We start from the raw sequence: 26,007 nt of genomic DNA on the forward strand, positions 1-26,007 counted from the left end.
AGCTTAAGCCTTGTTCGTAAGAGACACCTCGCAACGGCTCGGGCGCGCTTTGCCCTTGCCAAAATTCAATGCATGAATTTTGGAGACCGCCTTGTACCTCCCCGCTCGTCAGGCGGCCGGTGCCGGGGACCGCGAGCCGACTCGAACTAGGACACGCAACGAATGGCTCGTGGTGGTGGGGTTTCTGACTTTACCAAAGCACACCTGCTACAAACCTCTGGACCCGCATGGCCGCTCAGGCTATGCGGGTTTCATGTCTCAAAATGCCCCCGATTACGCCGCCCTCGAAGCCTTTGCGCTCGAACTGTCCGCCGCCGCCGCCAGCGCCGCCCTGCCCCTGTTCCGCCTGCGCGACTTGAGCGAAATCAACAAAGGCAATGCCAGCCGCGCCGATGTCGACTTTGATCCGGTCACCGAGGCCGACAAGGGCGCCGAACGCGCCATCCGCGCACTGATCAATGCTCGCTATCCCGAGCACGGCATTATCGGCGAGGAATACGGCAGTGAAAACACCGACGCCGACTACATCTGGGTGCTCGATCCGGTCGATGGCACCCGCGCCTTCATTTCCGGCCTGCCGCTCTGGACCACCTTGATCGGCCTGCGCTATCAGGGCCGCCCCGTGCTGGGCGTCATCGCCCAGCCGGTGCTCGAAGAGGTCTATATCGGCTCGCCGCTCGGTTCGCGCCTGATCACGCCAAAGGGCAGCACGCCGCTGGCCGTCCGCGCCTGCTCAGGCCTGGCCGACGCCGTGATCGGCACCACCGACCCGCATCTCTATACCGGCGCCGAGGTCGAAGCCTATGCGCGCTTACGTACCACAGCCAAGCTGGTGCGCTATGGCTGCGACGCCTACGCCTTCGCCATGGTGGCGGCGGGTACAATGGATATCGCGCTGGAAACGGGCCTCAAACCCTGGGACATCGAAGCCATTATTCCGGTCATCGAAAACGCCGGTGGCGTCGTCACCAACTGGCACGGCCAGCCGGTGGGGCCCGAAGCCGGACAGGTGCTGGCCGCCGGCTCGCAAGCCCTGATCGATGAGGCTCTGACGCATCTGCGCGTAGCGGCCGATTAGAGCATCACACTTTTCGGAAAGCGCTCTAAGCCAGTTTGTGATCATCCCGGGGCGCCGGATCATCCAAAAACGGTGCCTCTTCCGAAATCAGGCTCTCGGGTGAGATGCCTTCGGGCAGCTCGGAAGCCACCTCGGCGATGTCCGCCGCTGGCAGACCCACCGCTATGTTGTCCTGAACCAGCTTGCGCGCCTGGCCTTCCAGAATACGCGGTGCCACGAAATCCACCAGTTCGTCGAACGCCTCTATCGTCTGCTGACGGTAGGTGTCGGCCTCGATCAGCAGTTCATGCTCGGCCCCGACAATCTCGATATATTGCGCCTTGCCGAGTTTCTTGGCGAACAGCTTGGACGGCTGCTTGTTGATGACATGATCATCACCCGAACAGATAATAGTGATCGGAGTCTTGATCTTCTTGAGACCCTTGTCCTTATCCTTCAGCAGGGCCTCACCCAGCTTGAGCGCGAACTGCAGCCAGCCCCAGGTCGGCGATCCGACCGCCAGGTGCGGACAGGCGAACAGTTGTTCGCGCCACAGATCATAGCGTACCGGATCGTGCGTCAGGGCGTCTTCCTCGAAGGTGTTCATGAACGGATCATCGAACAGTTCGGGGATATAGTCGGTGCCGCGGCCATGATTGACCTGCCAGTTGGTCTGGAAATTGACCGACCACAGGCTGTGCTTGCCGGTTTTGACGCGCAGCATAGGGTTGGTGAAGCAAGCGCCGGCGATACGCGTCTCGCCCTTCACCAGGGTGGCGAGGTTGAGCGCCGCCCCCATCGAATGCCCCAGCATGACCCAGGGTTTCGGCGCACGCTCCTCAAAGGCATCGAGCAGGCGCTGGAAATCATCAAGGAATTCATCGGACGAGCGCGCATGGCATTTCAGGCGATCCGGCAACAGGCGCGCCGAAAGCCCCTGCCCGCGCCAGTCATGCGCCACCACGCAAAAATCGCGGCTCAAAAGGTCGCGGATGACCTCATAATATTTTTCGATCGGCTCGGAACGTCCCGGCGAGATAAACACCGTGCCGCGCGCCGGACGATTGGTGTGGTGCGACACATGCCAGAAGCCGAGTCGCAGGCGCAGGCCACCGGCGCCGCGGAACCATTCCCCCACGCCGCCTTCGGGCACACGCGATTCCGGCGTGAACATAAGCGGTGCGCTGGTCGAAAGGGCGGCTATACGGCTCACGTCGGTCTGGTCCCCATTATTGCGGCTTCCTGAATTTCAGAGTCATCCGGTCGCTTTCGCCGATTGATTCGTACAGGGTGCCATCGAATTCCGGATTAGGCGCCTGTCCGCGCGGCGCTGTCAATCGCTGTGGTGGCAAGGTCCACACTCCAAATGGATGATCCTTGTCATCTTTCGGATTGGCGTTGATCTCGCTGGCGGCCACGAACTGAAATCCGGCCTCGGCGGCGAGTTGGCGCACGAAGGGTTCCTGCACATAGCCATTGGTGGCGCCCGGGTCCTGCACATTGCCGATATCAGCGCGATGCTGCTCAACACCCAGTATACCACCGGGCCGCAACGCCGCATAGGCGTCGGTAAAGGCTTTTTCGGCTATGCCCTGCGCGATCCAGTCATGGATCACCAGCAGCATCAGCACACAATCGGCGCTGTCGGCCTCGATCAGGGCTGGGCTTTCCGGCCCGAAAGCGGTGTATTTCGGCGTGCCATAGAGTTTCTTGTTGCCGTCGAGATGGGCCTTGTACTTCTCCATCAGAGTGGTGGCGGCGGCTTCCGGCGCCTGGCTCTCGAACAGGGCGGCGACGTACTGGCCCTTGCCGTGTTCCAGTAAGGGTGCCAGAATCTCGGTCATATAGCCGGCGCCCGGCCACATATCGATGATCTTGTCGCGCGGCTTGACCTCGAAGAAATTCAGCGTTTCAAGCGGATGGCGGTATTTGTCGCGCGCCTTGTCGGTGCTGTTGCGCCAGTTGCCGGAGACCGCCCATTCGAGCGTGCCTTCCTGCTGGGCCAACTTCTGATCAATCACTTCCGACGGATCGGCATCCGGATCGATGGCGACATTATTGCCCGGTTTGCGCCCGCAAGCGGACAGCCCTGCGCCCAGTCCGAGCGCAAGCGTTGCGCCCAGTCCGAGCCGGGTAAAATTTCTGCGACTAATAAGGCTCAAACATCCGGTCCCAGCTTCTGGCAAATCACTCGTGGTGACCGCGCGGGCAGGTTAGGAGGTTCAATCTCAAAGGTCAAAGAGGAATTGGACTTTTTAGGCGCAACAGCGCCGGCGGGCACTTGCCCTTGTCACAATGAAGGCCTTGTGGACTTTACCCTTCGCCTTCGATTTCCTTCATGGCGCTCTGGATGTAGTTCGGCTCCCCCATCAGCTTGATCAGGCCAAGCTGGGTTTCGAGGAAGTCGATATGGTGCTCGGTGTCTTCCAGAATACGGCGCAGCAGTTCGCGGCTGACATAGTCCATGTGGTCATCGCAGTATTTAACGCCGGCCACCAGCGTGGCGTGACCACCGGTTTCCACCGCCAGATCAGAAGTCATGCACTCGGTGATGGTCTCACCGATCCGCAGCTTGTTGAGGTCTTGCAGATTGGGCAGGCCATCGAGAAACAGGATGCGCTTGATGAGCATATCAGCGTGCTTCATCTCTTCGATCGACTCTTTGTAGACGATGCGGCCGAGGTGATACATGCCCCAGTTTTCGATCATGCGCGCGTGCAGGAAGTACTGATTGACGGCGGTCAGCTCATTGGTGAGCACCTTGTTCAACAGCTTGATGATTTCGGGTTGACCCTTCATGGCGCGCTCCTGTGTGCGGTAGAGTGTAGCGCGCATCATAAAGGCCGCATTCGCGCATGTGAAGTATTTTTTTGAATGAAATCAAAAACTTGCTGCGAATGACAATAAGACATATTCGCAGATTTAACAGTCTGAAATGACTGACTATTCGGCCGCCATCGACATGGCGATTTGCGCGTCATCGATCATCTGGCGGATATCGCACACGCATTTGGCACACTGAGGGCGCGTGGCGCAGTGATCGAAAACGGCCTTGACGGTGCTGGCGCCAGACTCAATGGCGTTGCGGGCGTCGCGTTCACGGATAGCGTTACAATTACAGACGTACACGGGCAACTCGGCTGGATGACAATGCGAATACGTCTCAAATAGCATCCCGTTAATTCTATTGCAAGTCATTCGCACAATAAAAAAGCCCTCCGGTACAAACCGGAGGGCTTTTCAGATCGACCGCTAAAGCTTAGCGATTGTTGTTGTAGCCGCTCTGTGAGCTGCTTTCGCGCCAGGTGCCATTACGGTCCTTGTAGCCATAGGCCTGAAGCTGACCTTCGTGCCAACGCCCCCTGCTGTCTTTCCAGCCAAACGCGACCGGACGGCCTTCGCGCCAGGTGCCGGTGTTGTCACGCCAGCCCTGTACGCCTTGATTATAGGCCTGGCCATTGCTGTAAGGTTGCCCGTTATTTTGGCCGTTGTTATAACCGCCCTGGGTGCCTTGATTGTAGCCATAGCCCGGCGTGGTGCGGCGTTGATTGTCGTAATAGACGACATCGTACATCTTGGTGTTGGGACGGCTCTTATAATAGACGACGTTATAATCGTCCGGCGCATAGCCCGGCTGATAATAGCCGCTCTCGTAGGAGTAATACGCGCCGTTCAGGCAGCGGTCATTGCTCTTGCCGACCTGATTACCGATCACGCCGCCCAGCACCGCGCCAGCCACCGTGCCAAGGCCGCGTTCGTTCTTCGAAACCTGGCTGCCGAGCGCGCCGCCCGCCACCGCGCCGACAACGGTGCCGGTGGTGTTCGAACCTTTTTTGACATAGCAATAGCCGTCATATTCGGATGAATTCTGGTACTGGTTTTGAGCCTGCGCCGCGGTTGAGCCGACGGTCATACCCAGAATAAGCGCCGCCCCCGCCATTACTTTGGTTTTGGTGTGCGTCATGGGGGTAATCTCCTTCGTTATGCCTTGAGGGTCGCGCGTGCGCGCCTCAGTGAATTGGCAATATAATCCGCACCTTGAAGGGAACAATGCGGAACGCTGGCCCACAGGTAAGGACGCGATAAGCAAGTCTCCTTAGCGCTTCCTTGTGTTTGGCCTGTATTTGGCCTGTATTTGACTTGTGTTTGCTGGCCTCCGGCCTTGCCCTGACAGCACATTTCAGGCAAACCACCGACATGACCAAGACCCGCCTCTATCTCATCACCCCGCCCGCCATTCCCGACGTCGACGCCTTCGCGCGCGAACTCGAAGCCGCGCTTAAGGCCGGCAGCGTCGCCGCCCTGCAGATCCGCCTGAAAGACATCAGCGATTACGACCTTATCAACATCACCAAGGTGATCGCGCCGATCGCGCAAAACCTCGGCGTCGCCGTGCTGATGAATGACCGCGTGCAACTGGTGAAATCGCTCAAGCTCGACGGCGCCCATATCGGCCAGTCGGACATGCCGCTGAAGGAAGCCCGCGACCTGCTCGGCAAGGAGGCCATGATCGGCGTCACTTGCCATAACAGCCGCGACCTGGCCATGGACGCCGCCGAGGCTGGCGCGGATTACGTTGCCTTTGGCGCCTTCTACCCGACCACGACGAAAGAGGTCGAGCACATGGCGGATCTGGAAACGCTCAACATCTGGCAGGAAACGATCGAGATTCCGTGCGTCGCCATCGGCGGCATCACAGCGGAAAACGCCCGCGACGTCGCCGAGGCCGGTGCTGACTTCATCGCCGTGTCGGGTGCGGTGTGGAACCATCCGGAAGGCGCCGCCGCCGGCGTGAAAGCCCTTCTGACGGCCATCGCGGGCTAAATTACGACGATGTAACTTTGTTATTTCGTTGCATATGGCATAGTCGGCCCTCTTCTGCGGGGCCGGTTATGACAGTCAAAACGAAATATACTCTGGGCTTTGCCGTGCTGGGCCTTGCCTTCATCGCCACCATGGCCTTCGCGGCCGCGATGGTTCTGTGCTAGAGCGCTTTCCTAAAAGTGTGACGCACTTTTCGGATCAAAAAGCGCGTAAAAACAAAATTAGAGCGCCAACCTGATTTAAGCGGCGGGCTCCGCAACCGACCAGCCGATGGTCATTTCCTGCACCACGGGTGATGCCTTTTTCAAAACCGGATCGCCGGAATCCAGTGTGCGCTCGCCGATCAGCGAATCCGGCACAGGGTTGGTGTTGCCTTCGGCAAAGCCCATGCGCAGGCCGAACATGCAGCCGCCGGGGATTTCCGCCAGCCGGCCGCCCTTAAGATCGCTGACATAACCGCCGTAATCCCAGTCGAAACCGCCGACAGTGAAGCCCCGGCCATTGGCCAGTTCGATGTCACCCAGCTTGCTGCCAAGGTGCAGGCCTTCCGGCCCCTTCCAGGCGGTTGACGTGCCGCGGGCCATGACGAGCGACACCTGCGTCATCGCTTCATCGGCAAAAAACACTTCCAGCCGGTGCTTAGAGTCCTTGTCGAAGAGGATAAGCCCCTTCTCTTCTGTGCCTTCGGCGCCGGGGATCATGCCCAGAGTCGCATCCTTGCCGTAGGTCGCCATCAGGCTCTTGGCGGTATCGCCCTGCTTGACCGGGCCAGCGCAGGACAGGGTGTCGACAGCCATCGGCACTGCCGCCGCTGCCGAGGCAAATGCCGAAGACGCGGAGGCCTGCGGCGCCTCATCTGTCTTCTTCTGCGGCGAACAGGCAACCAAAAGTCCCGTTACCATAACAACGCTCGTAGTCTTGCGGATCATCAGGCTGCCTTAAAAGGGTTAAGGCCCGCATCTTAACGGCAAGATGCGGGCCTGACCAGTAGGGCTTTACACCCAGACCGGATGCGTGGCGCGCAGGGCCTTGGCCGCGGCGACCATGCGCTCCAGCGCCGGTCTGGTTTCGGCCCAGCCGCGCGTTTTGAGGCCACAGTCCGGATTGACCCAGATCTGCTCGGCCTTGAGACGCTGACCGGCCTTTTCCAGCAAGCGCTCCATCTCCGCTTCCTCCGGCACGCGCGGGCTATGGATGTCATAGACACCTGGCCCGATCTCGTTGGGATACTTGAAGTCGATAAAGGCCTCCAGTAGTTCCATGTTCGAGCGCGAGGTCTCGATGGAGATCACATCGGCATCCATAGCCGCGATAGCGCGGATGATGTCGTTGAAATCCGAATAGCACATATGGCTGTGGATCTGGGTTTCGTCGGCCACGCCGGCCGAAGACAGCTTGAAGCATTCCACCGCCCAGTCGAGATAGGCGTCCCATTTGGCCGGATCGATCGGCAGGCCCTCGCGGAACGCTGCCTCGTCGATCTGGATGATGCGGATGCCGGCGGCTTCAAGATCGAGCACCTCGTCACGGATCGCCAGTGCGATCTGGCGGCAGACGGCGCTGCGCGGCAGGTCATCGCGCACGAAGGCCCATTGCAGCATGGTCACCGGACCGGTCAGCATACCCTTCATCACCTTTGTGGTCAGGGATTGCGCATAGACCGCCCAATCGACCGTCATCGGTTTGGGACGCGACACGTCACCGAAGATCACCGGCGGACGGACGTAGCGCGAGCCGTAGGACTGCACCCAGCCGGATTGCGTGAAGGCATAGCCCTCAAGCTGCTCAGCGAAATACTGCACCATATCATTGCGCTCGAATTCGCCATGCACCAGCGCATCGAGGCCAATCTCTTCCTGCCAGGCGATCGCTTTGGCCGTCTCCGCCTTGAGGAAGGCGTCATAGTCGGCGTCGCTAAGTTGCCCCTTGCTGTGTTGCAGGCGGGCGCTGCGCACCTCGGCTGTTTGCGGGAAAGAACCGATGGTCGTGGTCGGATAGAGCGGCAGGTTCAGGCGCTTGCGCTGCTTGAGGATGCGCTCGGCAAACGGGCTCTGGCGCTCGCTCATCGGCGGTGTCAGACGAGCGATGCGATCGGCCACGCCCGCATTATGGATACGCGTCGAGACCTTGCGCGCCGCGATGGCTTGCGCCTTGGCCGCCAGTTCGGCGCTGACATCAAGGCCGGACAGCGCCGCCTTCAGCACGGAAAGCTCGTGCAGCTTTTGCGCCGCGAAGGCCAGCCAGGACTTCAGATCGGCATCCAGCTTGTCCTCTTGTTCCAAATCGATCGGCACATGCAGCAACGAACAGGACGGCGCCAGGATGACGTCGTTCAGTTGGCTGATGACCGGCGCCAGACGGGCCACGAGCGCGTTGAGATCGGTCTTCCAGATGTTGCGGCCATCGATGACGCCAAGCGATACCGTCTTGCCATCCGCCAGTTCCGGCAGGCGTTCCAGCAGATCGGGCCGCACGGTCAGGTCGACGTGGACGCCTGTCACCGGCAGGGAGAAGGCCAGATCGACATTGGCGTCATGCGCGTCGAAATAGGAGGTCAGCATGAGTTTCAGCCCCGGCACTTCGCGCGCCAGATGGGCATAGGCCTCGGTCAGGGCCAGAGCCACCTGCCCGTTCGGCGCATTGGCCAGCACCGGCTCATCGATCTGCACCCATTCAGCGCCGGCGTCACGCAAGCTTCGCAGCACCTCGGCATAGACCGGCAAGAGACGCGGCAGCAGGCTAAGCGTATTGAAACCGCCGATCGCCGCCTTGGCCTGCTTGAGGAAGGTCACCGGCCCGACCAGCACCGGACGGGTCTGGTGCCCCAGTCCCTTCGCTTCATTATAGTCGCTGAGCGGCTTGTTGTGCGCCAGTTCGAAGGGCTGGCTCGGCTTCAGTTCGCTGACCAGAACGTGATAATTGGTGTTGAACCACTTGGTCATTTCCAGCGCCGTGACGCTGCCCGTATGGTTATGACCGCAGGCCGACACCTCGCCGGCGCCACGCGCCATACGGAAATAGGTGTCGAGATCGCTGGCTCCCTTATAGGCTTCTGGGATCGCCCCCACCATAAAGGCGGTATCGAGCAGGTGGTCATAGAGTGAGAAATCGTTCGAGGGCAGGATATCGACCCCCAGTTCTTTCTGACGCAGCCAGTTTTGTGCGCGCAAGGTCCTGGCCGTTTCCAGCAATGACGCTTGGTCCGTCTTGCCGGACCAACAGGATTCGAGCGCGAACTTCAGTTCGCGCCGCAGGCCGATCCGCGGGTAACCGAGATTGGCAACGTGTAGAGTAGACATGGTTTGATCCCATAAAGGGAGCAAAGGTTCATTTGAACGCATGACAGCAGGCGGGCGAAAAGCCCGTCAGCCAGCGCCCCACTGGAAACCCCGCCCGTGGTTGATATGCGACCGGGGCAGGTCTCCTGGCTCACGTATCATCGCTCCGAACCGACCTTCCCAGGCTGTCACCCAGTGGCTATTGCGGTTCACAACTCCTCGCTCACAGTTGCGGGAACAGCGCCGGATTTCCCTGTGACGGGGCACCGGCTTCCCTCTTAGCTCCCGGCGCAAACAGGCACCGGCAGACCTCAGTCAGCGTCAAAGCTATACCGCTACGAAAGCCAAGTCAATAAAGATATAAAGATATCTTTATATGATTATGCCGATTGCACCACACATGCGAAGGAAGGCGTTGACCAGATCAATCCGTTCCTGTGTCTATAGATCAGACCGATCCTTCCGAAGAAGGTCACAATGCCCGCAAAAGCCGCTTAGCCCGCATATCCGGGAAGGCGGGCCATCCTCTATCCGACAGAGGGTTACAAGTGCGCCCTGGCCACGAAGTTTCCTGCCCCCTTGCCTTTCGCAGTCGTTGCGCGTAGTAACGCCGCCAACCTATTCTCCTCTTTGACAAGTCGTATTCCATGAAAATCAACGTTAACCAGATCAAGCCCGGCATGGTGCTCGAATATCAGAAGGGCCTCTGGTCCGTCGTTAAATCGCACCACGTAAAGCCCGGCAAGGGCGGCGCTTTCGCCCAGGTCGAACTGAAGAACCTGATCACCGGTACCAAGCTCAACGAACGTCTGCGCTCCGAAGAAACCGTCGAGCGCGTCACCCTTGAGCAAAAAGACCACCTCTATCTCTACACCGAAGGCGACATGCTGGTGTTCATGGATCAGGAAAACTACGAGCAGATCTCCCTGCACGAAGACTGGGTCGGCGAAGACCAGATCCAATACCTGCACGACGGCATGGTGGTCACCCTGGAATTCCACGACGAACGCCCGATCTCGATCACCCTGCCCGACACCGTCGTGCTCGAAGTGGTCGAAACTGAGCCCACCATCAAGGGCCAGACTGCCTCGTCGTCTTACAAGCCCGCTAAGGCCTCGAATGGCATGCGCGTCATGATCCCGCCGTTCATGGGCGTGGGCGAACGCATCGTCGTTTCGACCATCGACGGCGAGTACATGAAGCGCGCCGATTAATATCGCTGGCGATATTATTCGGCTTTTTTTTGCTTAGAGCCTCGCAAAGGCTCGGGCGGGCAGTCGCCCTAGCCTAGAAACGACAAGGATTTGTCGCTTCTAGGAGCGGGGGCAGCCAAATACATTGTAAATCCAGTTAAGAGGCCCTCCCCATGGTTGCCGTACTTCAATCCTCACTCATTCAGGTTATGGTCGGCGCGGTGCGCAAGGGCTGCAAGGGCGTCGCCCGTGATTTCGGCGAAGTGGCCGAACTGGTGGTTTCCAAAAAAGGTCCGGGCGATTTCGTCACCGCCGCCGACAAGCGCGTCGAAGCCGCGCTGAAGGAAGAACTGCTGCGCGTCCGTCCCGGCTACGGCTTCCTCGGTGAAGAATCGGGCGAGGTCATCGGCTCCGACAAGACCCACCGCTGGATCGTAGACCCCATCGACGGCACCACCAACTTCATGCACGGCATCCCGCACTTCGCCTGTACCGTGGCGCTGGAGCGTGATGGCGAGATCGTCGCCGGCGTGACCTTCAATCCGGTCACCAACGATCTCTACTGGGCCGAAAAAGGCAAGGGCGCCTTCCACAACGACCGCCGCCTGCGCGTCAGCCAACGCAAGAACCTCGATGAATGCCTGATCGGCACCGGCCTGCCCTTCATCGGCAAGCCCGGCCACGCCCAGGCGCTGAAAGAACTGCACCAGATCATGCAGCGCACCGTCGGCATCCGCCGCAACGGCGCCGCCTCGCTCGACCTCGCCTATGTCGCCGCCGGTCAACTCGACGGCTTCTGGGAACGCGGCCTGAAGCCCTGGGACATGGCGGCCGGTCTGCTCTTTATCCAGGAAGCCGGCGGCAAGTTCGGCTCGATCGATGGTGAAGGCAGCCCGCTGCACAGCGGCGATTTGATCTGCGCCAATCTCGACCTCTATCCGGTGCTGCTCGACAAACTCCACCTGGCTAAGTAGCAGGGGTTTGGCCCCTGCCGCCCAGCGTCTGAGCGTGCGACGACGAATGGAATGACTTGACGGCGGGTGATCTTCATGACGCTATTCTCTCAAAAAACAGAGAGAAGACGCCATGAAGATCACTCGCCGTTTAGCGCTGATGAGCGCGGCCGCCGCCTTCGCCTTGCCAGCCATCGCCGCCGAAACACCGAGCGCGCGCAGTCCGGGCGGCGCCATTCTTGGCGAGGGACCGCTGTGGTCAGCGCGTGACAACACGCTCTATTGGGTCGATATTCGCGGCAAAAAGCTCAACGCCCTGCGGCTGGCCGATAACAGCGCGCAGAGCTGGGATATGCCGGACCTCATCGACTGGATTGTGCTGCGCCAATCGGGTGGCTTCCTTGTCGGCATCCTGCGCACGGTCCATGCGCTGACGCTTGAGCCGTTCAAACTGACGCCGCTGTTCGAGATCGAGGCTGACAAGACCGACAACCGGCTTAACGACGCCAAGGTGGACGCCAAAGGCCGGCTGTGGACCGGCACCATGCATATGCCGTTCAACCAAAAGACCGCAGCCCTCTATCGCATCGACGCCGACCTGAGCGTGCACCAGATGGATGCCCCCTATCTTTGCACCAACGGCCCTGCCTTCTCGCGCGATGGCAAGCGCATGTATCACAACGAAACCAGCGAAGGCCTCGTCTATGTCTTCGATATGGCGGCCGATGGATCTTTGTCAGGCAAGCGTGTCTTCACCAAGTTTGCGGAAGATGTCGGCTCACCGGACGGCCTCACGGTCGATGCCGACGATGGCATCTGGGTGGCGCACTATAATGGAAGCCGGATCAGCCGTTACACGACCGATGGCAAGCTTGATTTCGATATCCGGATTCCAGCGAAACAGGTGACCAGCATGACGTTTGCCGGCGCGGGCCTTGATCGCCTGTTCGTCACCACCGCCGCCCAGCCACCGGTGGATGCCGATGATCCGCAGGCCGGCACCTTGTTTGAGGTGCCGGCCCTGCTTCTGCGCGGTCACAGGGGCCTGCCGACCAATGCCTTCGCTGGTTAAGCCGTCATAAGGCTTCCATCGAGATAACCGAGGATTGCCGTCCAGCCGCCAATATGGCCGTCGCGTGCCTGCTCGCTACGGAACTTGACTTGTTTCAGGGTGATCTCGGTCTGGCCGGGAAAGGGCTCGGCGAAGTCGATCGTCACCACGCTGTCATCAAGCGAATGCGGCGACTCCCAGGTGAAGGACAGACGCGAGAAGGGCGTGATGTCGAGATAGGTGCCAGAATGCGGAATTTCGCGCTCTGGCGTCACCATGACGATCATAAAGCGACCGCCCTTGACCGGATCGGTGGTGACGTTACGCGCCTCGACGCCATCGGCGGCGGTGCGCATGAAGGTCGCCAGCGTCACCGGCGAAAGCCAGGCGTTGAAGACGACCTCGCGTGGAGCGGCGATGGTACGGGTTACAGTCAGTTCAAGTTCATTCAGCATTTTGCTCATCCTTTGAAACAAGTAGATTGTCCAGCGCCGCAAGGCGCAGTTCCCATATAGATTTCAGTTTCCCGAACCAGCTTTCGGTCAGGCTTAACCGTCCGAGTTCGGCCGCGATGAAGTGCTCACGACCCAGGGTCTTTCGGGCGACAAGCCCCGCCTCTTCCAGCACCTTGATGTGCTTGGAAACGGCATTGAGGGACATGTCGAAATGCGCGGCGAGCGCCGTCACTCTCATCGCCCCCTCCTGAACCAGAAGCGTGAGGATATGCCGTCGCGTGGTGTCGCCAACAGCTTTCAGAATGCGTGACAGATCATCGTCGTTCACATATTCACCCATAAGGTTGAATATGTGAACGCAACCCAATAGTCAACCATTTGGATGAATATAATAATTGGAGCACGACATTCCCTTTTCCCTGTTCAGGGAAGAAGGGAAAGAGATCGATATCTTCGCGCCCTAGCTATTAAACTGCAGATGCGCCAGACGGGCATAGAGGCCACCGCGCGACACCAGCTCGTCGTGGGTGCCGATATCAACCACGCGCCCCGCCTCCATCACCACAATGCGGTCAGCCTTGAGCACGGTGGCCAGACGGTGGGCGATCACAAGCGTGGTGCGCTCGGACATGGCCTCGTTGAGCGCGATCTGCACCAGACGCTCATTTTCGGCATCGAGCGCCGAGGTGGCTTCATCAAGCAGGAGAACCGGCGCCTGCCGCACCAGGGCGCGGGCGATGGAAAGGCGTTGCTTCTGGCCACCGGAGAGCGACTTGGCGCGTTCGCCGAGCGGCTGCTTGAAGCCTTCCGGCAGGGCCTCGATAAAGGCGCGCGCCTGCGCCTTGTCGGCCGCCACGCGAATCTCGGTGTCGGTGGCGTCGGCGCGGCCAAAGCGGATATTGTCCTCGGCAGAGCCGGAGAACAACGCGGCATCCTGCGCCACCAGCGACAGACGTTCACGCACGGCCTTCGGATCGGCCTTGCGGATATCGACATCATCCAGCTCGATAATGCCGGAGCTATAGTCATAATAACGCAGCAGCAGCTTGAACACGGTCGACTTGCCGGCGCCCGAAGGCCCCACCAGCGCTACCGTCTCGCCCGGCTTGACCAGCAGCGAGAAGCCATCGAGCACAAGCTGATCGGGCCGTGACGGATAGGCGAAGCTGATATCCTGAAAACGGATTTCGCCGCGCGCCGGCACGGGAAGCGTTAGCGGATGCGCCGGCGTGGTGATGCCGGGTTCGGAGAGCAGCAGTTCGTCGATACGCATCATGGCGCCGGCAGCCTTCTGCACATCGCCCCAGGTTTCATTGAGATTGGCCACCGAGCCACCGGTCAGGATAGCCAGCATGACGAACTGAACCAGGGTGCCATTGCTCATGCGGCCATGCAGCACATCCTGCGCCCCAAGCCATAGCACGAAGGCGATGCCGCCGAAGACGAGCGTGATGACCATGGCGGTCATGGTGGCGCGGGTAGCCATGCGGCCGACCGAGGTGCGGTAGGTCTGCTCGACGCCCTCATCAAAGCGCTTCTGTGTGAAGGACTCGCGCACGAAGGCCTGAACCGTCTCCAGCGCATCGAGCGATTCGCTGGCGAAGCCGACGGCGCGTGCGAAGGCATCCTGCGTATCGCGCGTGGCGCGCCCCACCTGTCGGCCAAACGTGATCAGCGGCACCAGCACGAACGGGAAGACGCAGAACACCAGCAGGGTCAGTTTCGGGCTGACGAAGCTCATGATGATCAGGCCGGCCACAAAGGTCAGCAGGTTGCGCAGGGCGATCGAGATCGACGACGAGACAAGGGTTTCGATGATCTGGATATCGGCGGTCAGGCGCGAAATCACCTCGCCGGTGCGGATTTTGAGGAAATAGGCCGGATCGAGCTTGAGGATATGGGCAAAGACGTCTTCGCGCAGATCGGCCACCACGCGCTCGCCCATGCGAGTGATGAAGTAATAGCGCAGGGCCGTGGCCAGCGCCAGCACCAGCGCCACGCCGCCCAGCACCATGAACCAGCCATTGAGCACGGCGATATTGCGCGAACCAAAGCCCTGATCGATCAGTTGCTTGGCCACGAAGGTCATGGCGGGTGTGGCGGCGGCCGATAGCAGCAGGAAGGCGATCATGGCCGCGCCGGTGCCCTTTTGCTTGAGCAGATAGGGCACCAGCCGCACCAGCGGCCGCAGATTGCGCGTCTTGCCGCGGTTGCCGGCGTTCTGGTGGATGCTGGCGACCAGTTCAGCACCGGAACTCGGGCGATCGGTGGGCGCGGCGTCGGTCGGGGTCTGCGGGGATGAATCGGCCATATTCCCGTTCTTACAGAGGAAAGGGTTGCGCCACAAGGAAGCTTGATGTAAGAGCGCCACCTTCGGCTTTACTCCAAAGCCTCAACGCTTTTTTCGCGTCCGCACAGATGCTGGCCGGACGTACTTAAGGAACAGATCGATGAAAAAAGAAGGTCACCCCGATTACCACTGGATCACCGTCACCCTGACCGACGGTTCGACCTATCGCACCCGTTCGACCTACGGCAAGGAAGACGCCGTGCTCAACCTCGACATCGATCCGCGCACCCACCCGGCCTGGACCGGCGGCACCGGCGCCATGCTCGACCGCGCTGGCCGCGTTTCGCGCTTCAACAACAAGTTCGGCGGCTTCCTCAAGAAGTAGGTGTCACGGACACCTCTGGAATGTGTCAGAGTTTGAAAATCCGGTTTGGGGCAACCCGAACCGGATTTTTTGTGCTCAATTGTCAGCCTCAGCTTACTATGGCATGGTTGGTCGGTCCAACGGGGGAGCCTCTATGCAACGCTTGCTTTTCATAGCCATGATGGGGTTTGCCCAGTTCATACCTATGTCGGCGCATGCAGCCACTGTACAAACCTTCCCCATTACGGAAGCCACTGACCGCGGCATAGATGGGTGCGGATATGCTTTTACTTTGCCCGCCGATTATCGTGACGCGAAAATGTTCGTCTTCGTGAACGATGGCGACAAGGGCATAGTGAAAATTGATGGTCAGATCATTGATCTCGTTTCTGCCGATAATCAGGGAAAAGGCTCATATGAAAACCGGGATCGCAGCATCCTTGTTGAGCCTCAGGTTCAAATCGGTCAAAAGCAGGGGATGGAATTATGGGATGTCACCGGCAAGCTCGTCTTCACGATCAATGGCAGGCAACAAAGCCTGAAGGTCAAAGGTCAAATGGGCTGCTGACACAGTGACTGAACGCCCTTTCCACACTCCCTATGACGGCTCCCACAAGCTATTCACCATCGGCGTCAAGCCGCTCGATCCAGCCGACTGGATCGATGTCGACGACAAGCTTCTGGCCTATCTTGACGAAAAGGACCGGCTGGCCGAACGCATGCCGGAGAAAATTTTCATAGCCGAACCCGGCAGCGAGGACGCGCAGGCCGAGGTGCTGGGCCTGCTGGCCGATCACCTGCCGCAGCGCTTCCCCGACATCTACCAAAGGCTGGGGCCGCAGATCGACATCATTCCCGCCTTCCGCCGCGTACGTATTGATACGCCCTACCCGCCCCTGCTCATCGCCGGTGGGCTGGTGCAGGAAGATCTGGTGCTGATGCGCAGAGGTGAGGATGGCTGGCGACTGGCGGCGGGGCATCTGTGCTTCCCATCATCATGGCGACTGCATGAGAAGTTCGGCAAGGTCCTGCAGGACATCCACGCGCCTGTGCCCGATTTCGGCCGCGATACCCGCAACGCCAATGTCATCGAGCGCATGTTCGACAATCTGCGGCCTGAACAGCCCGTCATGCGCTGGAACTGGTCGCTGCACGCCGACGACACCCTGCATCATCCTCACTCGACCGGACAGTGGACGTTTTCCTCGGGGCGGTTTGGTGACGAAAGGATCGACACCCTCTACTTCCGGCTGGAGCGCCAGACCCTGCGCAAGCTGCCAGAGAGTGGCGATATCCTCTTCACCATCCGCATCTATCTCGAGCCGCTGGAAGCGATGGAACAGCAGCCGAACGCCGCCGATCTGGCGCACGCCCTGATCGACCAGTTGCGCGCCTATACGCCTGCCCAGCTTGACTACAAGGGCCTGACGTTGGAACGCGAACGTCTGATCGCGCGCCTGGAAGAGATCACCACCGCCTGAGCCACATTGTTCGCTTACAAAAAGCCATGATAGCCTCGCGTAAACCATTGCGGAGACCCCATGTCGAAGCTTGCCCTAACTGTTCTTATGTGTGCTTTCGCCCTCACCGGCTGTCACCAGCCGACAGCGGCAGAAAAAGCCGCCAGCGCCTTCACCGTCGACAATCTGCAACAGGGTGACGGCGCCGACCTGACGGGCTGCATCACAAGGGTGGGCCGTGCCGGGGTGACCGGCGCCCGCATCTTTATCGAGGATTCGCTGCAAGGCGGCGCCAACGGCTATATCCGCATCAATGGCCAGTTGACCCGGGTCACCATGGTGACCGGCGGCGCCGATGCGGTGCATAGTATCCGCAGCTTTGTCGATGCCACCAAAGCTCTGTCCGTCGTCGAATCCTACAATATCGGCGAAGCCGCTGCCGGCACGACAGTGCGCCCTGTCACCGGCGAACTGATCGTCACCTGGAAAGGCGGCACCCAGCGCATTCCTATCGGTGGCGCGCGGAACTGTATTGATGCGCCGTAGTCGATCAGCTCCATCCGTGGTATGCTTGATGCTATGTTTGGGAGGGGAACATGCAATTTCGCAAACTATGGCTGTGCGGAGCTTTGCTCTTGCCCAGTAGCGCGACCGCCGCGACTTTTCACATTGACGACATTTTCCCCGGTGAAGGTGTTGAAAGTGATTGTTTCACCGTGTTTCACAGAGTGAATGCTAAGCCACGTTCCGGTCAGGATGAAGTGCTGAATATTTTCGAAAGCACTGGTCACTACGCTTTCATCAAAATAGATGGCCACATCCATGAACTTAGTTATGCGCCAAACACTGGCGGCGACAGTAAGGCAACCGCTTATACGGCTGAGAACCTTCTGGTCACCGAAAACCATATCGTGAGTAAGGTCGAAAAAGCTATAGACGGCAATACCTACTACCTTAAAGGCAGCCTGACCGTAGCCTATAAGGGCCAAAGCCAGACTCTCAAGGTGCAAGGTATTGACTACTGTTACAACGGACCCGACTAAGTGGAGCGATTGAGCCCGTCAACCTCGTGACAATTGGTAGTTTTTATGCTGCCAGTTGTTCTTTGACCCGCTCCGCCAGCGTTTTGATATCGAGTGGCTTGGGCAGGAACGAGATGTTCTGCTCTGCCTCCAGCAGGTCGGAGAACTCCGATTCGGCATAGCCCGAGATAAACATCACCGGCACATTGCCCAGGATCGGACGCGCCAGCTTGAGCATCGACGGACCATCCATGCCCGGCATGATGACGTCGGAGATCAGCAGGTCGAAGCGGCCATTCTCGGCCTCGATGATCGCCAGCGCCTCCTCGCCGTCCTCGGCCTCCAGCACCTCATACCCGCGCTGACGCAGCAGGTGCGCCGCGATGCCGCGCACGATCTGCTCGTCCTCAACAAACAGGATGCGGCCAACGCCCGAAAGATCCTTCGGCACCGGCTTGGCAGCGACAGGCTTCGGTGTAGCCAGTTCCTTCTCGGTCACGATCCACACCGGCAGGAAGATGCGGAAGGTCGCCCCCTTGCCCGGCGGCGACACGATCTGGATATGTCCACCGGCCTGATTGATAATGCCGTGAACGGTCGACAGGCCAAGGCCGGTGCCTTCGCCCAACGGCTTGGTGGTGAAAAACGGCTCGAAGGCTTGCGCCGCGATCTCGGGCGGAATACCGGGGCCGGTATCGGACACTTCGATCAGGGCAGCGCCCTGCGCCGGTGCTTCCGGCCATCCATAGGCCTTGGCCTCTTCCTGCGTCATGGCCTCGGCGCGGATATTGACCCGGCCGCCGCCCTGGGCGCGCATAGCGTCGCGTGCGTTGACCACAAGGTTCATCATGACCATTTCCATCTGCCCTTTATCAACGTGTACATTGGGCAGGTTGCGGCCATAGGCGGTTTCCAGCTTGACGTCTTCGCGCACCAGACGGCGCAGCAAAACCTCGGCTTCGGAGACCATTTCGCCGACATTGAGCGTAACGCGCTTGACCGTCTGCTTGCGGGCGAAGGCCAGGAGGTTGCGCACCAGATCCTCGGCGCGGGCGATGATCTGACGAATACCGTTCAGGTCTTCGTAGGACGGATCACCCAGCGGGTGATTGAGCAGGAGCTGGTCATTGCGGAACTTGAAGCCGGTCAGAAGGTTATTGAAATCGTGCGCCATGCCGCCGGCCACCTGACCGATGGCCTGCATCTTCTGCGATTGCACAAGAGTCTGTTCGAGTTTCTTCTGCTCCGACACATCGAAGAGATAGAGGCTGAAACCGCCGGCGACGTCCGACACATAGATCTGTACGGCGCGGTCGGACTTGACCGTCAGGCTGATATCGAACGGCCCGCTCTTGCCGGTGCCCAGTTTTTCTTCCAGCGCGGCGCGTGAGTTCTCGGTGACCAGATCGCCAAATTCCATACCGCTCAGCTTGTCCGGCACCTGTTCGGTCAGGGCGGCGAAAACCGTGTTGAAATCCTTGACGCGGGCGGTGAAAAGCTCATCGCCCATCACCAGCGCGGCGCCAAACGGGGCGGCTTCGGCAAAGGCGTCCATCACCGCCGCCGGCATATCGCTGCGTACCTCCGGCTTGGCCTCATCCGGCAGGAAGGCGTCATCCTGCACGGCGAGCGGGTTTTCATGCTTGAGCATCAGGCCGTTACCGAGCACGCCCTGGGAAGCGGCGCGCACCAGTACGAGGTCTTCGCCAAGGCGCGACACCACCATTTCGTAATCGAAGCCGCCAAGGCGGACGAGCGCGCGGCCAATGCCTTGTGCCCTCGCCTCACGCAGCGCCACGAACAGCGCCGGGGCGTGTTCGCCCTGCGGCAAACGTTTGGCGCCGCCGCCGGCATCTTGCCAGGCCGGATTGACCGCCAGCACATGACCATCGAAGGAGGCGACCGCCGCGGGTTCGCTTAAGGACTTGACGATATCGAGCGCCTTGAAGCCTTCCTTGTTGAGGATATCTTCGTCGGAGGAAAAGGCGAACATGCCCATGAAGACGACACCGGCGAAGGCGACGACGATGATACCGAGCACCACGCCGACCGGCAAGCGTCCGGCCACCAGCCAGACGGCGATGCAGGCGCAAACCACGATGACGGCCACGATGCCGAGCGTCCAGGCATTGGCCACGTTTTTCAGGTTCGGCACAGCCTTGAAGCCACCGGTCTTTTCAGATGTTCCGGCCTTGGCGTCAGCCGGCTGGGTGATCGGGGTTGCGGACAAGGGGGGCACCTTTCAGGAAACTAAAACGCGGACTGGATGAGAGCGCTTGACGCTATCAGGCAGCGAATCACTGCCCGATATTAGCCCATTTTAGATGCTGTGCGCAGTTTAAGAAAACCCGAGCTATTGCAAAGGTTTGACGCGTCATCTTTTCCACAGCCGCAGGGGATAAGCACGCCCAGGCCTGTGCAGACTTTAATCAGAACCCGCGCTTTTTGCGGGTGATGACGAAGCTGATCAGCTTGGCCACGGCGGCGAAATGCTGCTCGGGGATGACATCGTCGATTTCCATGCTGGCAAAGAGGGCCCGCGCCAGCGGCGGGTCTTCGACGATCGGCACATTGTGTTTGCCGGCTTCTTCGCGGATTCTCAAGGCCACGGCATCCATGCCCTTGGCGACGCAGACCGGCGCCGACATCTCGCCCATCTCGAAATGCAGGGCCACGGCGTAGTGGGTCGGGTTGGTCACCACCACCGTGGCGGTGGCGACGTTCTGCATCATGCGACGGCGGCCCTTTTCCATGCGGAGCTGGCGCAGCTTGGCCTTGATGTGCGGATCGCCTTCGGTCTGCTTGTATTCTTCCTTTTGCTCCTGCTTCGACATCTTCATGCGTTGCAGGAAGCGGAACTTTTGCAGGGCGTAATCGGCCGCGCCCTCAACGAACAGGAAGATGCAGACCGCCAGCGCCAGGGCGATGGCCGCCTCATGGATATAGGGCAGGATAAGCAGCGGCGAGGCATCGGCCAGGGCCAGCATATCGTTCAGGCGGTTTTTCACCACCAGATAGACGATGAAGCCGGTGACGATCAGCTTGAGCAGGGTCTTGCCGAAGGTGATGAAGGCATCGACGCCGAACAGGCGCTTGAGGCCGGTCATCGGGTTCAGCTTGGTAAAGTCCGGCGCCAGTTTCGACGGGGTGAACATCAGGCCGGTCTGCATGACATTGCCAAAGACCCCCAGCGCCATGGACGCGCCCATGACCATCAGCAGGATAGGGATGATATCCATGATAACGGCGCGTGCGATGGCCAGGCCGCCGTCACCTTCCAGGGAATTCAGAAGCTGATCGGGATGGGCTAAAAAGGGCAGCAGATCGACCGTCAACGAGCGGCAGATATCCGGCCCCTTGATGGCGACGATGGCGCAGGCGCCGATCAGCGATAAGGCTTGCGGCAGGTCTCCGGATTTGGCGACATCGCCTTTTTCCCGAGCCTGCTGGAGTTTACGTCCCGAGGCGTCTTCTGTTTTGTCCTCGGCATCCGTTTCATCGGCCATGGTCTATGCACCCGGCCGGATGAAGAAGCCAAGAAGCTCCTGGTAATGCTCGATGAAGACCATCCCCATGGTGCCGAGCGACAAGGCCAGTAAGGCGAGGCCAAACAGCACGCTCAAGGGCGTGGCGGCGAAGAAGATCGGAAAGGCGGGCATCATGCGCCCGACAAAACCGGTGGCGATATTGAACACCATGGCAAAGACGATGACCGGCGCCGAAAGCTGGAGCGCCAGCACAAGGCTTTCGCTTAGGATCCGCAGCATCATGGTGCCGGCATCGGCCACCATCACCTGCTTCATCGGCGAGAACACCTTGTAGGAATCGACCATGGCGCGGATGAACATATGATGGGTGTTGGTGGCCCATATCATCACCAGACCGAACATGGACAGAAAGGCGCCGAGACTGGTGCTCGATTGCGCTTCGGTCGGGTTGGCGGTCTGGGCGAAGGACAGGGTGGTTTGCAGAGAGAGGATTTCCCCGGTCGTGACCAGGGTGAACAGAAGCACCCGCATCAGGGTGCCGAGCATCAGGCCGATCACCGCTTCGTGGATGACGATGCCAACCAGATCCCCCAGTCCGGCGGGCATGGGCGGCAAGGTGGGGCTGACGATGGGCGTAATGATAATGGCCAGCAACAGCGCGAAACCGATTCGCAGGCGCGGCGGCACCGCAGGATCGCCAAGGCCAGGTATCAGCATGATGATGCTGGCCAGGCGGATAAAGATCAGCCCCACGGCCCAAAGCTGCGCCGAGGTGCCGAAAAAGGAGCTGATATCCGCCCCCCCTGTATCAGGCAGGCCGGTACGAATTTGCGCGGCCGCCTGCAGGAGCATGGTTACATTGCCGCGATTTTGTTGACGATCTCGTGCATGAAGCCGGCGAGCAGTGACCCCATCAAGGGCAGGAGCAAGAGCAGAGCCAGAAAGACCGCGATGATTTTGGGAGCGTAGATCAAGGTGGCTTCCTGAATCTGCGTCAGGGCCTGAAACAGGCCGATGGCGACACCGACCACAAGGCCGACTAAAAGGATCGGCGTACACAGCTGAATGGTCAGCCAGATCGCATCACGTCCCACGTCCAAAACTTCTGCACCGGTCATTTATTCTCGTCCAAACCGTTAATATTTACCAACGCGCCCGGCAATATTTGCCGCGCAATAGGCCGAATTTGCCGCCCTAACGGTTAATTTCACCTTAAGCTATGGAGAGATTCTGACGGTAAGCGCAACTGCCCTTAAAGCAGAAAGCAAGAAACCCCACCACCGCATCGCTACGCTCGCGGTCCCCCTCCCCGGCAAGCGGGGAGGTACAAGTAAGCATGTCCCTTGATTCTACGGGCGCTTAAGGCCGTCAATTTGGATGAGAAGCTAGCCGGCTAGCGACGCAGGTACACCTCGTACCCGCAAGCGACGACTGCGACGCAGATCGCCAAATTCACGGCCCTAAATAGGCATGCGCATGATTTCTTGATAGGCACTAATCACCTGATCGCGGACGGCGATGACGGTCTGGAGACTGGTCTCGGCGCTGGAAATCGCTGTCACAGCGTCGATCAGTTCGGCCTTGCCCTGTGATTGCTGCACCATCATGTTTTCGGCACCTTCGGTCGATTTGACCGTCTGCTGAAGCGCGCCCTGCAACATCTTGCCGAAGTCCGGCGCACCAACAGCCTGCCCCTCTTCCTGGCCCTTGGTCAGGTTTTGAGCTTGCTTTACAGCGGCGCCATAGGCGCGTGCGGCCATCAACGGGTCCATGATTCAGGTCCTTACTTTTGCAGGATATCGAGTGTTTTTTGCGTCATGGCGCGCGCCGTCTCGATCACGTTCAGATTGGCTTCGTAGGAGCGCTGCGCCTCGCGCATATCCATGGTTTCGATCAGCGGCTGGACGTTGGATTTCTTGACGTAGCCCTTGGCGTCGGCCGCCGGATGGGTTGGGTCGTACTCCAGACCAAAGGGCTGCATATCCGGCGTGACGCTGGCCAGCTTGACGCCCGTGGCGCCATCGATCGGCGCGGAGGTAAAGACCGGCGTCTGACGACGGTAAGGGTCAGCACCCGGCGTCTTGCCGGTTGAATCGGAGTTGGCGATGTTTTCCGCGATGATTCGCATGCGCGCCTGCTGCGCCTTAAGCGCACTGGCGGCGACCGAGAGGGTCTGATCGGAATTGACCGGCTTGTTGTTATTGATCATCTAAGCCTCCTTTATCTGCCCGGCGCGCGGGCTGCCATGCGCACCATGGCCATAGATTTTTCGTAGAAGCTGACAGCCGCCTGGAACTGCATCCGGCTTTCCGACATCTTGATCATCTGTTCTTCCAACACGACGCTGTTCCCGTCCATGGTGGTTTCCGAATCGGGCGAGACGACTTCCTTACCATGTTTTACGCCGCCGCCATCGACCGCCATATGCATGGCGTTGGTCTGGACCATGCCCAGATTGTCGTTGCCTTCGGTGGCGCCGGCCACCAGAGCGCCGAAGTCCTGCGCCCTGAGATCGCGCGGTTTGAAGCCCGGCGTCGAAGCGTTGGCAACGTTTTGCGCCACAACCTTCTGGCGGTCGTTGAGCCAGCCCATGCGCTGCTTCAGCGCCGACATCAGCCCTATATCCTGCGTGCTCATGGATCATGCCTTTTCAGTTAACGTTCGCCCTCGACTCAACCTATGTACAGGCAGGCTCCGGGTGCATGGGGCAAATTATGCCCACCTTTTGGTTAACGAAGGCTTTAAGTAAACGCCGCGTTAACCGGGATGGTTCAGTAAGGATCGTATGGACGTTATCAGTACCCTCAAGGCCGTGTTCGCCCTGACCATCGTGGTTGGGCTGATACTGGGGCTGGCCTATCTGCTGCGCCGATTCGCACCGGCGCTGATGGCGAAAATGCAGGCACAGCGCGGCGCCCGCCGGCTTCAGGTCGTCGAAACCCTGGTGCTCGATCCGTCGCGCCGGCTCGTTCTGGTGCGCCTTGATGACCAGGAGCGCCTGATCCTGCTCGGCGAGGGCCGTGAACTGGATGCGCCTTCCGGCTTGCACACAAAGACATTAGAGCGGTCGATTTCACCGACGAAAGCACCTCTGGACCCCAATGATGACCTGTTCTAAGTCGCTTTCTTCCGAGATTACCGAGACGCCGAAGCGCAAAGGCATCGGCCCGAAGACGATGAACTTTATCGTGCTGGCGGTGTTCACCCTCGCCTTCACCCTGATGATTCTGCCCTATGGCGCGCTGGCCCAGTCGGTGAATGTCGATCTCGGCAAGGGCGGCACGCTCAGCGCGCGCGTGGTGCAGCTTATCGGCCTGATGACCGTGCTGTCGCTGGCGCCCTCCATCGTCATCATGAGCACCTCATTCATCCGCATTGTTGTGGTGCTGTCGCTGCTGCGCACGGCGCTGGGTCTGCAACAGAGCCCGCCTAACGCCGTCATCATTTCGCTCGCCCTCTTCCTGTCGGCCATTGTCATGGCCCCGACCTATGAACTGGCCTACAGCCAGGGCATCAAGCCGCTGATGGATCAGGAAATAGAACTGCCGGCTGCTTTTGAAGCCGCCAGCCAGCCGGTCAAGGCCTTCATGCTGGCGCAGGTCGATCCGAAAGATCTCGATCTCTTCGTCGGACTGTCCAAGATTGAAGCCCCTGCCGATAAAATGGACCTGCCGGTGCGCGTGGTGACGCCCGCCTTCATGATTTCCGAACTGAAAAAGGCCTTCGAGATCGGCTTCATGTTGTTCGTGCCGTTCCTCGTCATCGATCTGGTGGTGGCGTCGGTGCTGATGTCGATGGGTATGATGATGCTGCCGCCCGTAGTCATATCCCTGCCCTTCAAGCTGATCTTTTTCGTGCTGGTCGATGGCTGGCATCTGGTCGCCGGCTCACTGGTGCAGAGCTTCCATCAGGTGCCGGGGGGGTAGATGAGCGCGCTCGGCAAAACGACCGAGGGCATTATCTCGCGCCTTTTGCGTCGTCAGCCGCGAGATCGCGTCTATTGGTCGATGGCCTCCACGCTGATCAAGCGCGCGCTATGATAAATTCACAGGATAAGCACACCCTCAATGGTGACTTCATAATAGACCGTGTAGCGACCATGCGGCAGGATTCGTAGATTTGGCCTGATCTCGGCGCGCAAACCGCCAGACAAGGGATTATCTGCAAGCGCCAGGCATTTTACACGAAGTTCAGCCACAAAACTTCTGGCGCGCTTAGGTGCATCCTGCGCGATATAGGACGCAATATCCTTTAGGTCGTTTCGCGCGGCAGCCGTAAAAGCGACGCGCATTAACGAACAGCTTTTACGGCTATCGTGTCTATGATCGCATCGACCTCATCAAAAACGGCTTCGGCATCGTATCGCGCCTGATCGAGGGCAGCCGTATGTAATTCATGGCGTAGCTCTTCCAGTTTGATCTGCCGTTCCTGCTGCTTGTCTTCTAAAAGGCGCAAGCCTTCGCGCACGACTTCACTGGCGTTGTTGTAACGTCCGCTGGCGAGTTGCTCTTTGATAAAGGTCTCGAAATGCGCGCCCAGAGCTACCGATGTTGGCATGATCCTCTCCACTAA

The 26,007-nt window shown here is 59.6% G+C and carries 31 protein-coding genes and 1 riboswitch; of the genes, 12 read left to right on the forward strand and 19 right to left on the reverse strand.

Features of this window, described 5'->3' with window-relative positions; all coding sequences use genetic code 11:
• Positions 1-253: 253 nt before the first annotated feature.
• Complete coding sequence (hisN, locus tag B060_RS0105815) at positions 254-1,078, forward strand: histidinol-phosphatase (RefSeq protein ID WP_018080823.1); 825 nt, start codon at positions 254-256, stop codon at positions 1,076-1,078.
• Positions 1,079-1,103: 25 nt separating this feature from the next.
• On the opposite strand, the gene B060_RS23915 is transcribed toward hisN, so the two are convergent.
• The 5 genes from B060_RS23915 to B060_RS0105840 all read right to left on the reverse strand — a co-directional run bounded on the left by B060_RS23915 (position 1,104) and on the right by B060_RS0105840 (position 5,021).
• On the reverse strand, positions 1,104-2,270 hold the full coding sequence (locus B060_RS23915; protein WP_018080824.1) for an alpha/beta fold hydrolase: 1,167 nt from the start codon (positions 2,268-2,270) through the stop codon (positions 1,104-1,106).
• A 16-nt stretch (positions 2,271-2,286) separates the two neighbouring features.
• On the reverse strand, positions 2,287-3,219 hold the full coding sequence (locus tag B060_RS0105825) for a class I SAM-dependent methyltransferase (RefSeq protein ID WP_018080825.1): 933 nt from the start codon (positions 3,217-3,219) through the stop codon (positions 2,287-2,289).
• A 151-nt stretch (positions 3,220-3,370) separates the two neighbouring features.
• The gene (bfr, locus tag B060_RS0105830; RefSeq protein WP_026172633.1) at positions 3,371-3,856 is read right to left on the reverse strand and encodes a bacterioferritin; all 486 of its coding nucleotides are present in this window, start codon (positions 3,854-3,856) and stop codon (positions 3,371-3,373) included.
• Between the two features lie 144 nt (positions 3,857-4,000).
• A complete protein-coding gene (locus B060_RS0105835) occupies positions 4,001-4,186 on the reverse strand; it encodes a (2Fe-2S)-binding protein (protein WP_018080827.1) in 186 nt (61 codons plus the stop codon).
• 130 nt (positions 4,187-4,316) lie between these two features.
• Complete coding sequence (locus B060_RS0105840) at positions 4,317-5,021, reverse strand: glycine zipper 2TM domain-containing protein (protein ID WP_018080828.1); 705 nt, start codon at positions 5,019-5,021, stop codon at positions 4,317-4,319.
• 233 nt (positions 5,022-5,254) lie between these two features.
• On the opposite strand from B060_RS0105840, the gene thiE reads away from it, so the two are divergent.
• Positions 5,255-5,881 carry a thiamine phosphate synthase gene (thiE, locus tag B060_RS0105845; RefSeq protein WP_018080829.1) on the forward strand — a complete coding sequence of 209 codons (627 nt, stop codon included), beginning with the start codon at positions 5,255-5,257 and terminating at the stop codon, positions 5,879-5,881.
• A 239-nt stretch (positions 5,882-6,120) separates the two neighbouring features.
• On the opposite strand, the gene B060_RS0105855 is transcribed toward thiE, so the two are convergent.
• On the reverse strand, positions 6,121-6,810 hold the full coding sequence (locus tag B060_RS0105855; protein ID WP_018080831.1) for a hypothetical protein: 690 nt from the start codon (positions 6,808-6,810) through the stop codon (positions 6,121-6,123).
• Positions 6,811-6,876: 66 nt separating this feature from the next.
• On the reverse strand, positions 6,877-9,180 hold the full coding sequence (gene metE / locus B060_RS0105860; protein WP_018080832.1) for a 5-methyltetrahydropteroyltriglutamate--homocysteine S-methyltransferase: 2,304 nt from the start codon (positions 9,178-9,180) through the stop codon (positions 6,877-6,879).
• A 98-nt stretch (positions 9,181-9,278) separates the two neighbouring features.
• A riboswitch (cobalamin riboswitch) is annotated at positions 9,279-9,488 on the reverse strand.
• A 318-nt stretch (positions 9,489-9,806) separates the two neighbouring features.
• Between metE and efp the strand changes: the two genes are divergently transcribed.
• The 3 genes from efp (at position 9,807) to B060_RS0105875 (ending at position 12,377) form a co-directional block, all read left to right on the forward strand.
• The gene (efp, locus tag B060_RS0105865) at positions 9,807-10,373 is read left to right on the forward strand and encodes an elongation factor P (RefSeq protein ID WP_018080833.1); all 567 of its coding nucleotides are present in this window, start codon (positions 9,807-9,809) and stop codon (positions 10,371-10,373) included.
• 152 nt (positions 10,374-10,525) lie between these two features.
• Entirely contained in the window at positions 10,526-11,326 is an 801-nt protein-coding gene (locus tag B060_RS0105870) for an inositol monophosphatase family protein (RefSeq protein ID WP_018080834.1), read from the forward strand.
• Positions 11,327-11,438: 112 nt separating this feature from the next.
• Positions 11,439-12,377 (forward strand): SMP-30/gluconolactonase/LRE family protein, encoded by a 939-nt coding sequence (locus B060_RS0105875; protein WP_018080835.1) that lies wholly within the window; start codon positions 11,439-11,441, stop codon positions 12,375-12,377.
• On the opposite strand, the gene B060_RS0105880 is transcribed toward B060_RS0105875, so the two are convergent.
• The 3 genes from B060_RS0105880 to B060_RS0105890 form a co-directional block, all read right to left on the reverse strand.
• Entirely contained in the window at positions 12,374-12,811 is a 438-nt protein-coding gene (locus B060_RS0105880) for an SRPBCC family protein (RefSeq protein WP_018080836.1), read from the reverse strand. The two genes, B060_RS0105875 and B060_RS0105880, sit on opposite strands and share 4 nt — an antisense overlap.
• Positions 12,801-13,139 carry an ArsR/SmtB family transcription factor gene (locus B060_RS0105885; RefSeq protein ID WP_035423247.1) on the reverse strand — a complete coding sequence of 113 codons (339 nt, stop codon included), beginning with the start codon at positions 13,137-13,139 and terminating at the stop codon, positions 12,801-12,803. The genes B060_RS0105880 and B060_RS0105885 overlap by 11 nt, the downstream gene beginning before the upstream one ends.
• A gap of 132 nt (positions 13,140-13,271) precedes the next feature.
• A complete protein-coding gene (locus tag B060_RS0105890; protein WP_018080838.1) occupies positions 13,272-15,122 on the reverse strand; it encodes an ABC transporter transmembrane domain-containing protein in 1,851 nt (616 codons plus the stop codon).
• A 139-nt stretch (positions 15,123-15,261) separates the two neighbouring features.
• Between B060_RS0105890 and rpmE the strand changes: the two genes are divergently transcribed.
• The 5 genes from rpmE to B060_RS0105915 all read left to right on the forward strand — a co-directional run bounded on the left by rpmE (position 15,262) and on the right by B060_RS0105915 (position 17,968).
• A complete protein-coding gene (gene rpmE / locus B060_RS0105895) occupies positions 15,262-15,486 on the forward strand; it encodes a 50S ribosomal protein L31 (RefSeq protein ID WP_018080839.1) in 225 nt (74 codons plus the stop codon).
• A 133-nt stretch (positions 15,487-15,619) separates the two neighbouring features.
• Complete coding sequence (locus tag B060_RS0105900) at positions 15,620-16,033, forward strand: hypothetical protein (RefSeq protein WP_155847700.1); 414 nt, start codon at positions 15,620-15,622, stop codon at positions 16,031-16,033.
• A gap of 4 nt (positions 16,034-16,037) precedes the next feature.
• Entirely contained in the window at positions 16,038-16,946 is a 909-nt protein-coding gene (locus tag B060_RS0105905) for a heme-dependent oxidative N-demethylase family protein (RefSeq protein ID WP_018080841.1), read from the forward strand.
• Positions 16,947-17,006: 60 nt separating this feature from the next.
• The gene (locus tag B060_RS0105910) at positions 17,007-17,471 is read left to right on the forward strand and encodes a hypothetical protein (RefSeq protein WP_155847701.1); all 465 of its coding nucleotides are present in this window, start codon (positions 17,007-17,009) and stop codon (positions 17,469-17,471) included.
• 50 nt (positions 17,472-17,521) lie between these two features.
• Positions 17,522-17,968, forward strand: coding sequence for a hypothetical protein (locus B060_RS0105915; protein ID WP_155847702.1), 447 nt, complete (start codon positions 17,522-17,524; stop codon positions 17,966-17,968).
• Between the two features lie 43 nt (positions 17,969-18,011).
• Here the strand turns inward: B060_RS0105915 and cckA are convergent, their stop codons facing one another.
• The 7 genes from cckA to flgB form a co-directional block, all read right to left on the reverse strand.
• Positions 18,012-20,177 (reverse strand): cell cycle histidine kinase CckA, encoded by a 2,166-nt coding sequence (gene cckA, locus B060_RS0105920; protein ID WP_018080844.1) that lies wholly within the window; start codon positions 20,175-20,177, stop codon positions 18,012-18,014.
• Between the two features lie 199 nt (positions 20,178-20,376).
• Entirely contained in the window at positions 20,377-21,453 is a 1,077-nt protein-coding gene (gene flhB / locus B060_RS0105925; protein ID WP_018080845.1) for a flagellar biosynthesis protein FlhB, read from the reverse strand.
• Positions 21,454-21,456: 3 nt separating this feature from the next.
• Positions 21,457-22,287 (reverse strand): flagellar biosynthetic protein FliR, encoded by an 831-nt coding sequence (gene fliR, locus B060_RS0105930; RefSeq protein ID WP_018080846.1) that lies wholly within the window; start codon positions 22,285-22,287, stop codon positions 21,457-21,459.
• A gap of 2 nt (positions 22,288-22,289) precedes the next feature.
• On the reverse strand, positions 22,290-22,553 hold the full coding sequence (fliQ, locus tag B060_RS0105935) for a flagellar biosynthesis protein FliQ (RefSeq protein ID WP_023447319.1): 264 nt from the start codon (positions 22,551-22,553) through the stop codon (positions 22,290-22,292).
• Between the two features lie 342 nt (positions 22,554-22,895).
• Entirely contained in the window at positions 22,896-23,207 is a 312-nt protein-coding gene (fliE, locus tag B060_RS0105940) for a flagellar hook-basal body complex protein FliE (protein ID WP_018080848.1), read from the reverse strand.
• A gap of 11 nt (positions 23,208-23,218) precedes the next feature.
• Positions 23,219-23,644, reverse strand: a complete 426-nt coding sequence (gene flgC, locus B060_RS0105945) for a flagellar basal body rod protein FlgC (RefSeq protein ID WP_018080849.1) — start codon at positions 23,642-23,644, stop codon at positions 23,219-23,221.
• A gap of 11 nt (positions 23,645-23,655) precedes the next feature.
• Positions 23,656-24,072, reverse strand: a complete 417-nt coding sequence (gene flgB, locus B060_RS0105950) for a flagellar basal body rod protein FlgB (protein WP_018080850.1) — start codon at positions 24,070-24,072, stop codon at positions 23,656-23,658.
• A gap of 148 nt (positions 24,073-24,220) precedes the next feature.
• Here flgB and B060_RS23920 point away from each other — a divergent pair, with 148 nt between their 5' ends.
• On the forward strand, positions 24,221-24,553 hold the full coding sequence (locus B060_RS23920) for a FliO/MopB family protein (RefSeq protein ID WP_018080851.1): 333 nt from the start codon (positions 24,221-24,223) through the stop codon (positions 24,551-24,553).
• A gap of 58 nt (positions 24,554-24,611) precedes the next feature.
• Positions 24,612-25,361, forward strand: coding sequence for a flagellar type III secretion system pore protein FliP (gene fliP / locus B060_RS0105960; protein ID WP_051081017.1), 750 nt, complete (start codon positions 24,612-24,614; stop codon positions 25,359-25,361).
• Between the two features lie 119 nt (positions 25,362-25,480).
• Here the strand turns inward: fliP and B060_RS23925 are convergent, their stop codons facing one another.
• Positions 25,481-25,726: a type II toxin-antitoxin system RelE/ParE family toxin gene (locus tag B060_RS23925; RefSeq protein ID WP_018080854.1), complete on the reverse strand. Its 246-nt coding sequence runs from the start codon at positions 25,724-25,726 to the stop codon at positions 25,481-25,483.
• Positions 25,726-25,992, reverse strand: a complete 267-nt coding sequence (locus tag B060_RS0105975; protein ID WP_018080855.1) for a type II toxin-antitoxin system ParD family antitoxin — start codon at positions 25,990-25,992, stop codon at positions 25,726-25,728. Before B060_RS0105975 ends, B060_RS23925 begins: the two co-directional genes overlap by 1 nt.
• Positions 25,993-26,007: the final 15 nt, after the last annotated feature.

The organism is Asticcacaulis benevestitus DSM 16100 = ATCC BAA-896, assembly GCF_000376105.1.
GTDB classification, from domain to species: domain Bacteria; phylum Pseudomonadota; class Alphaproteobacteria; order Caulobacterales; family Caulobacteraceae; genus Asticcacaulis; species Asticcacaulis benevestitus.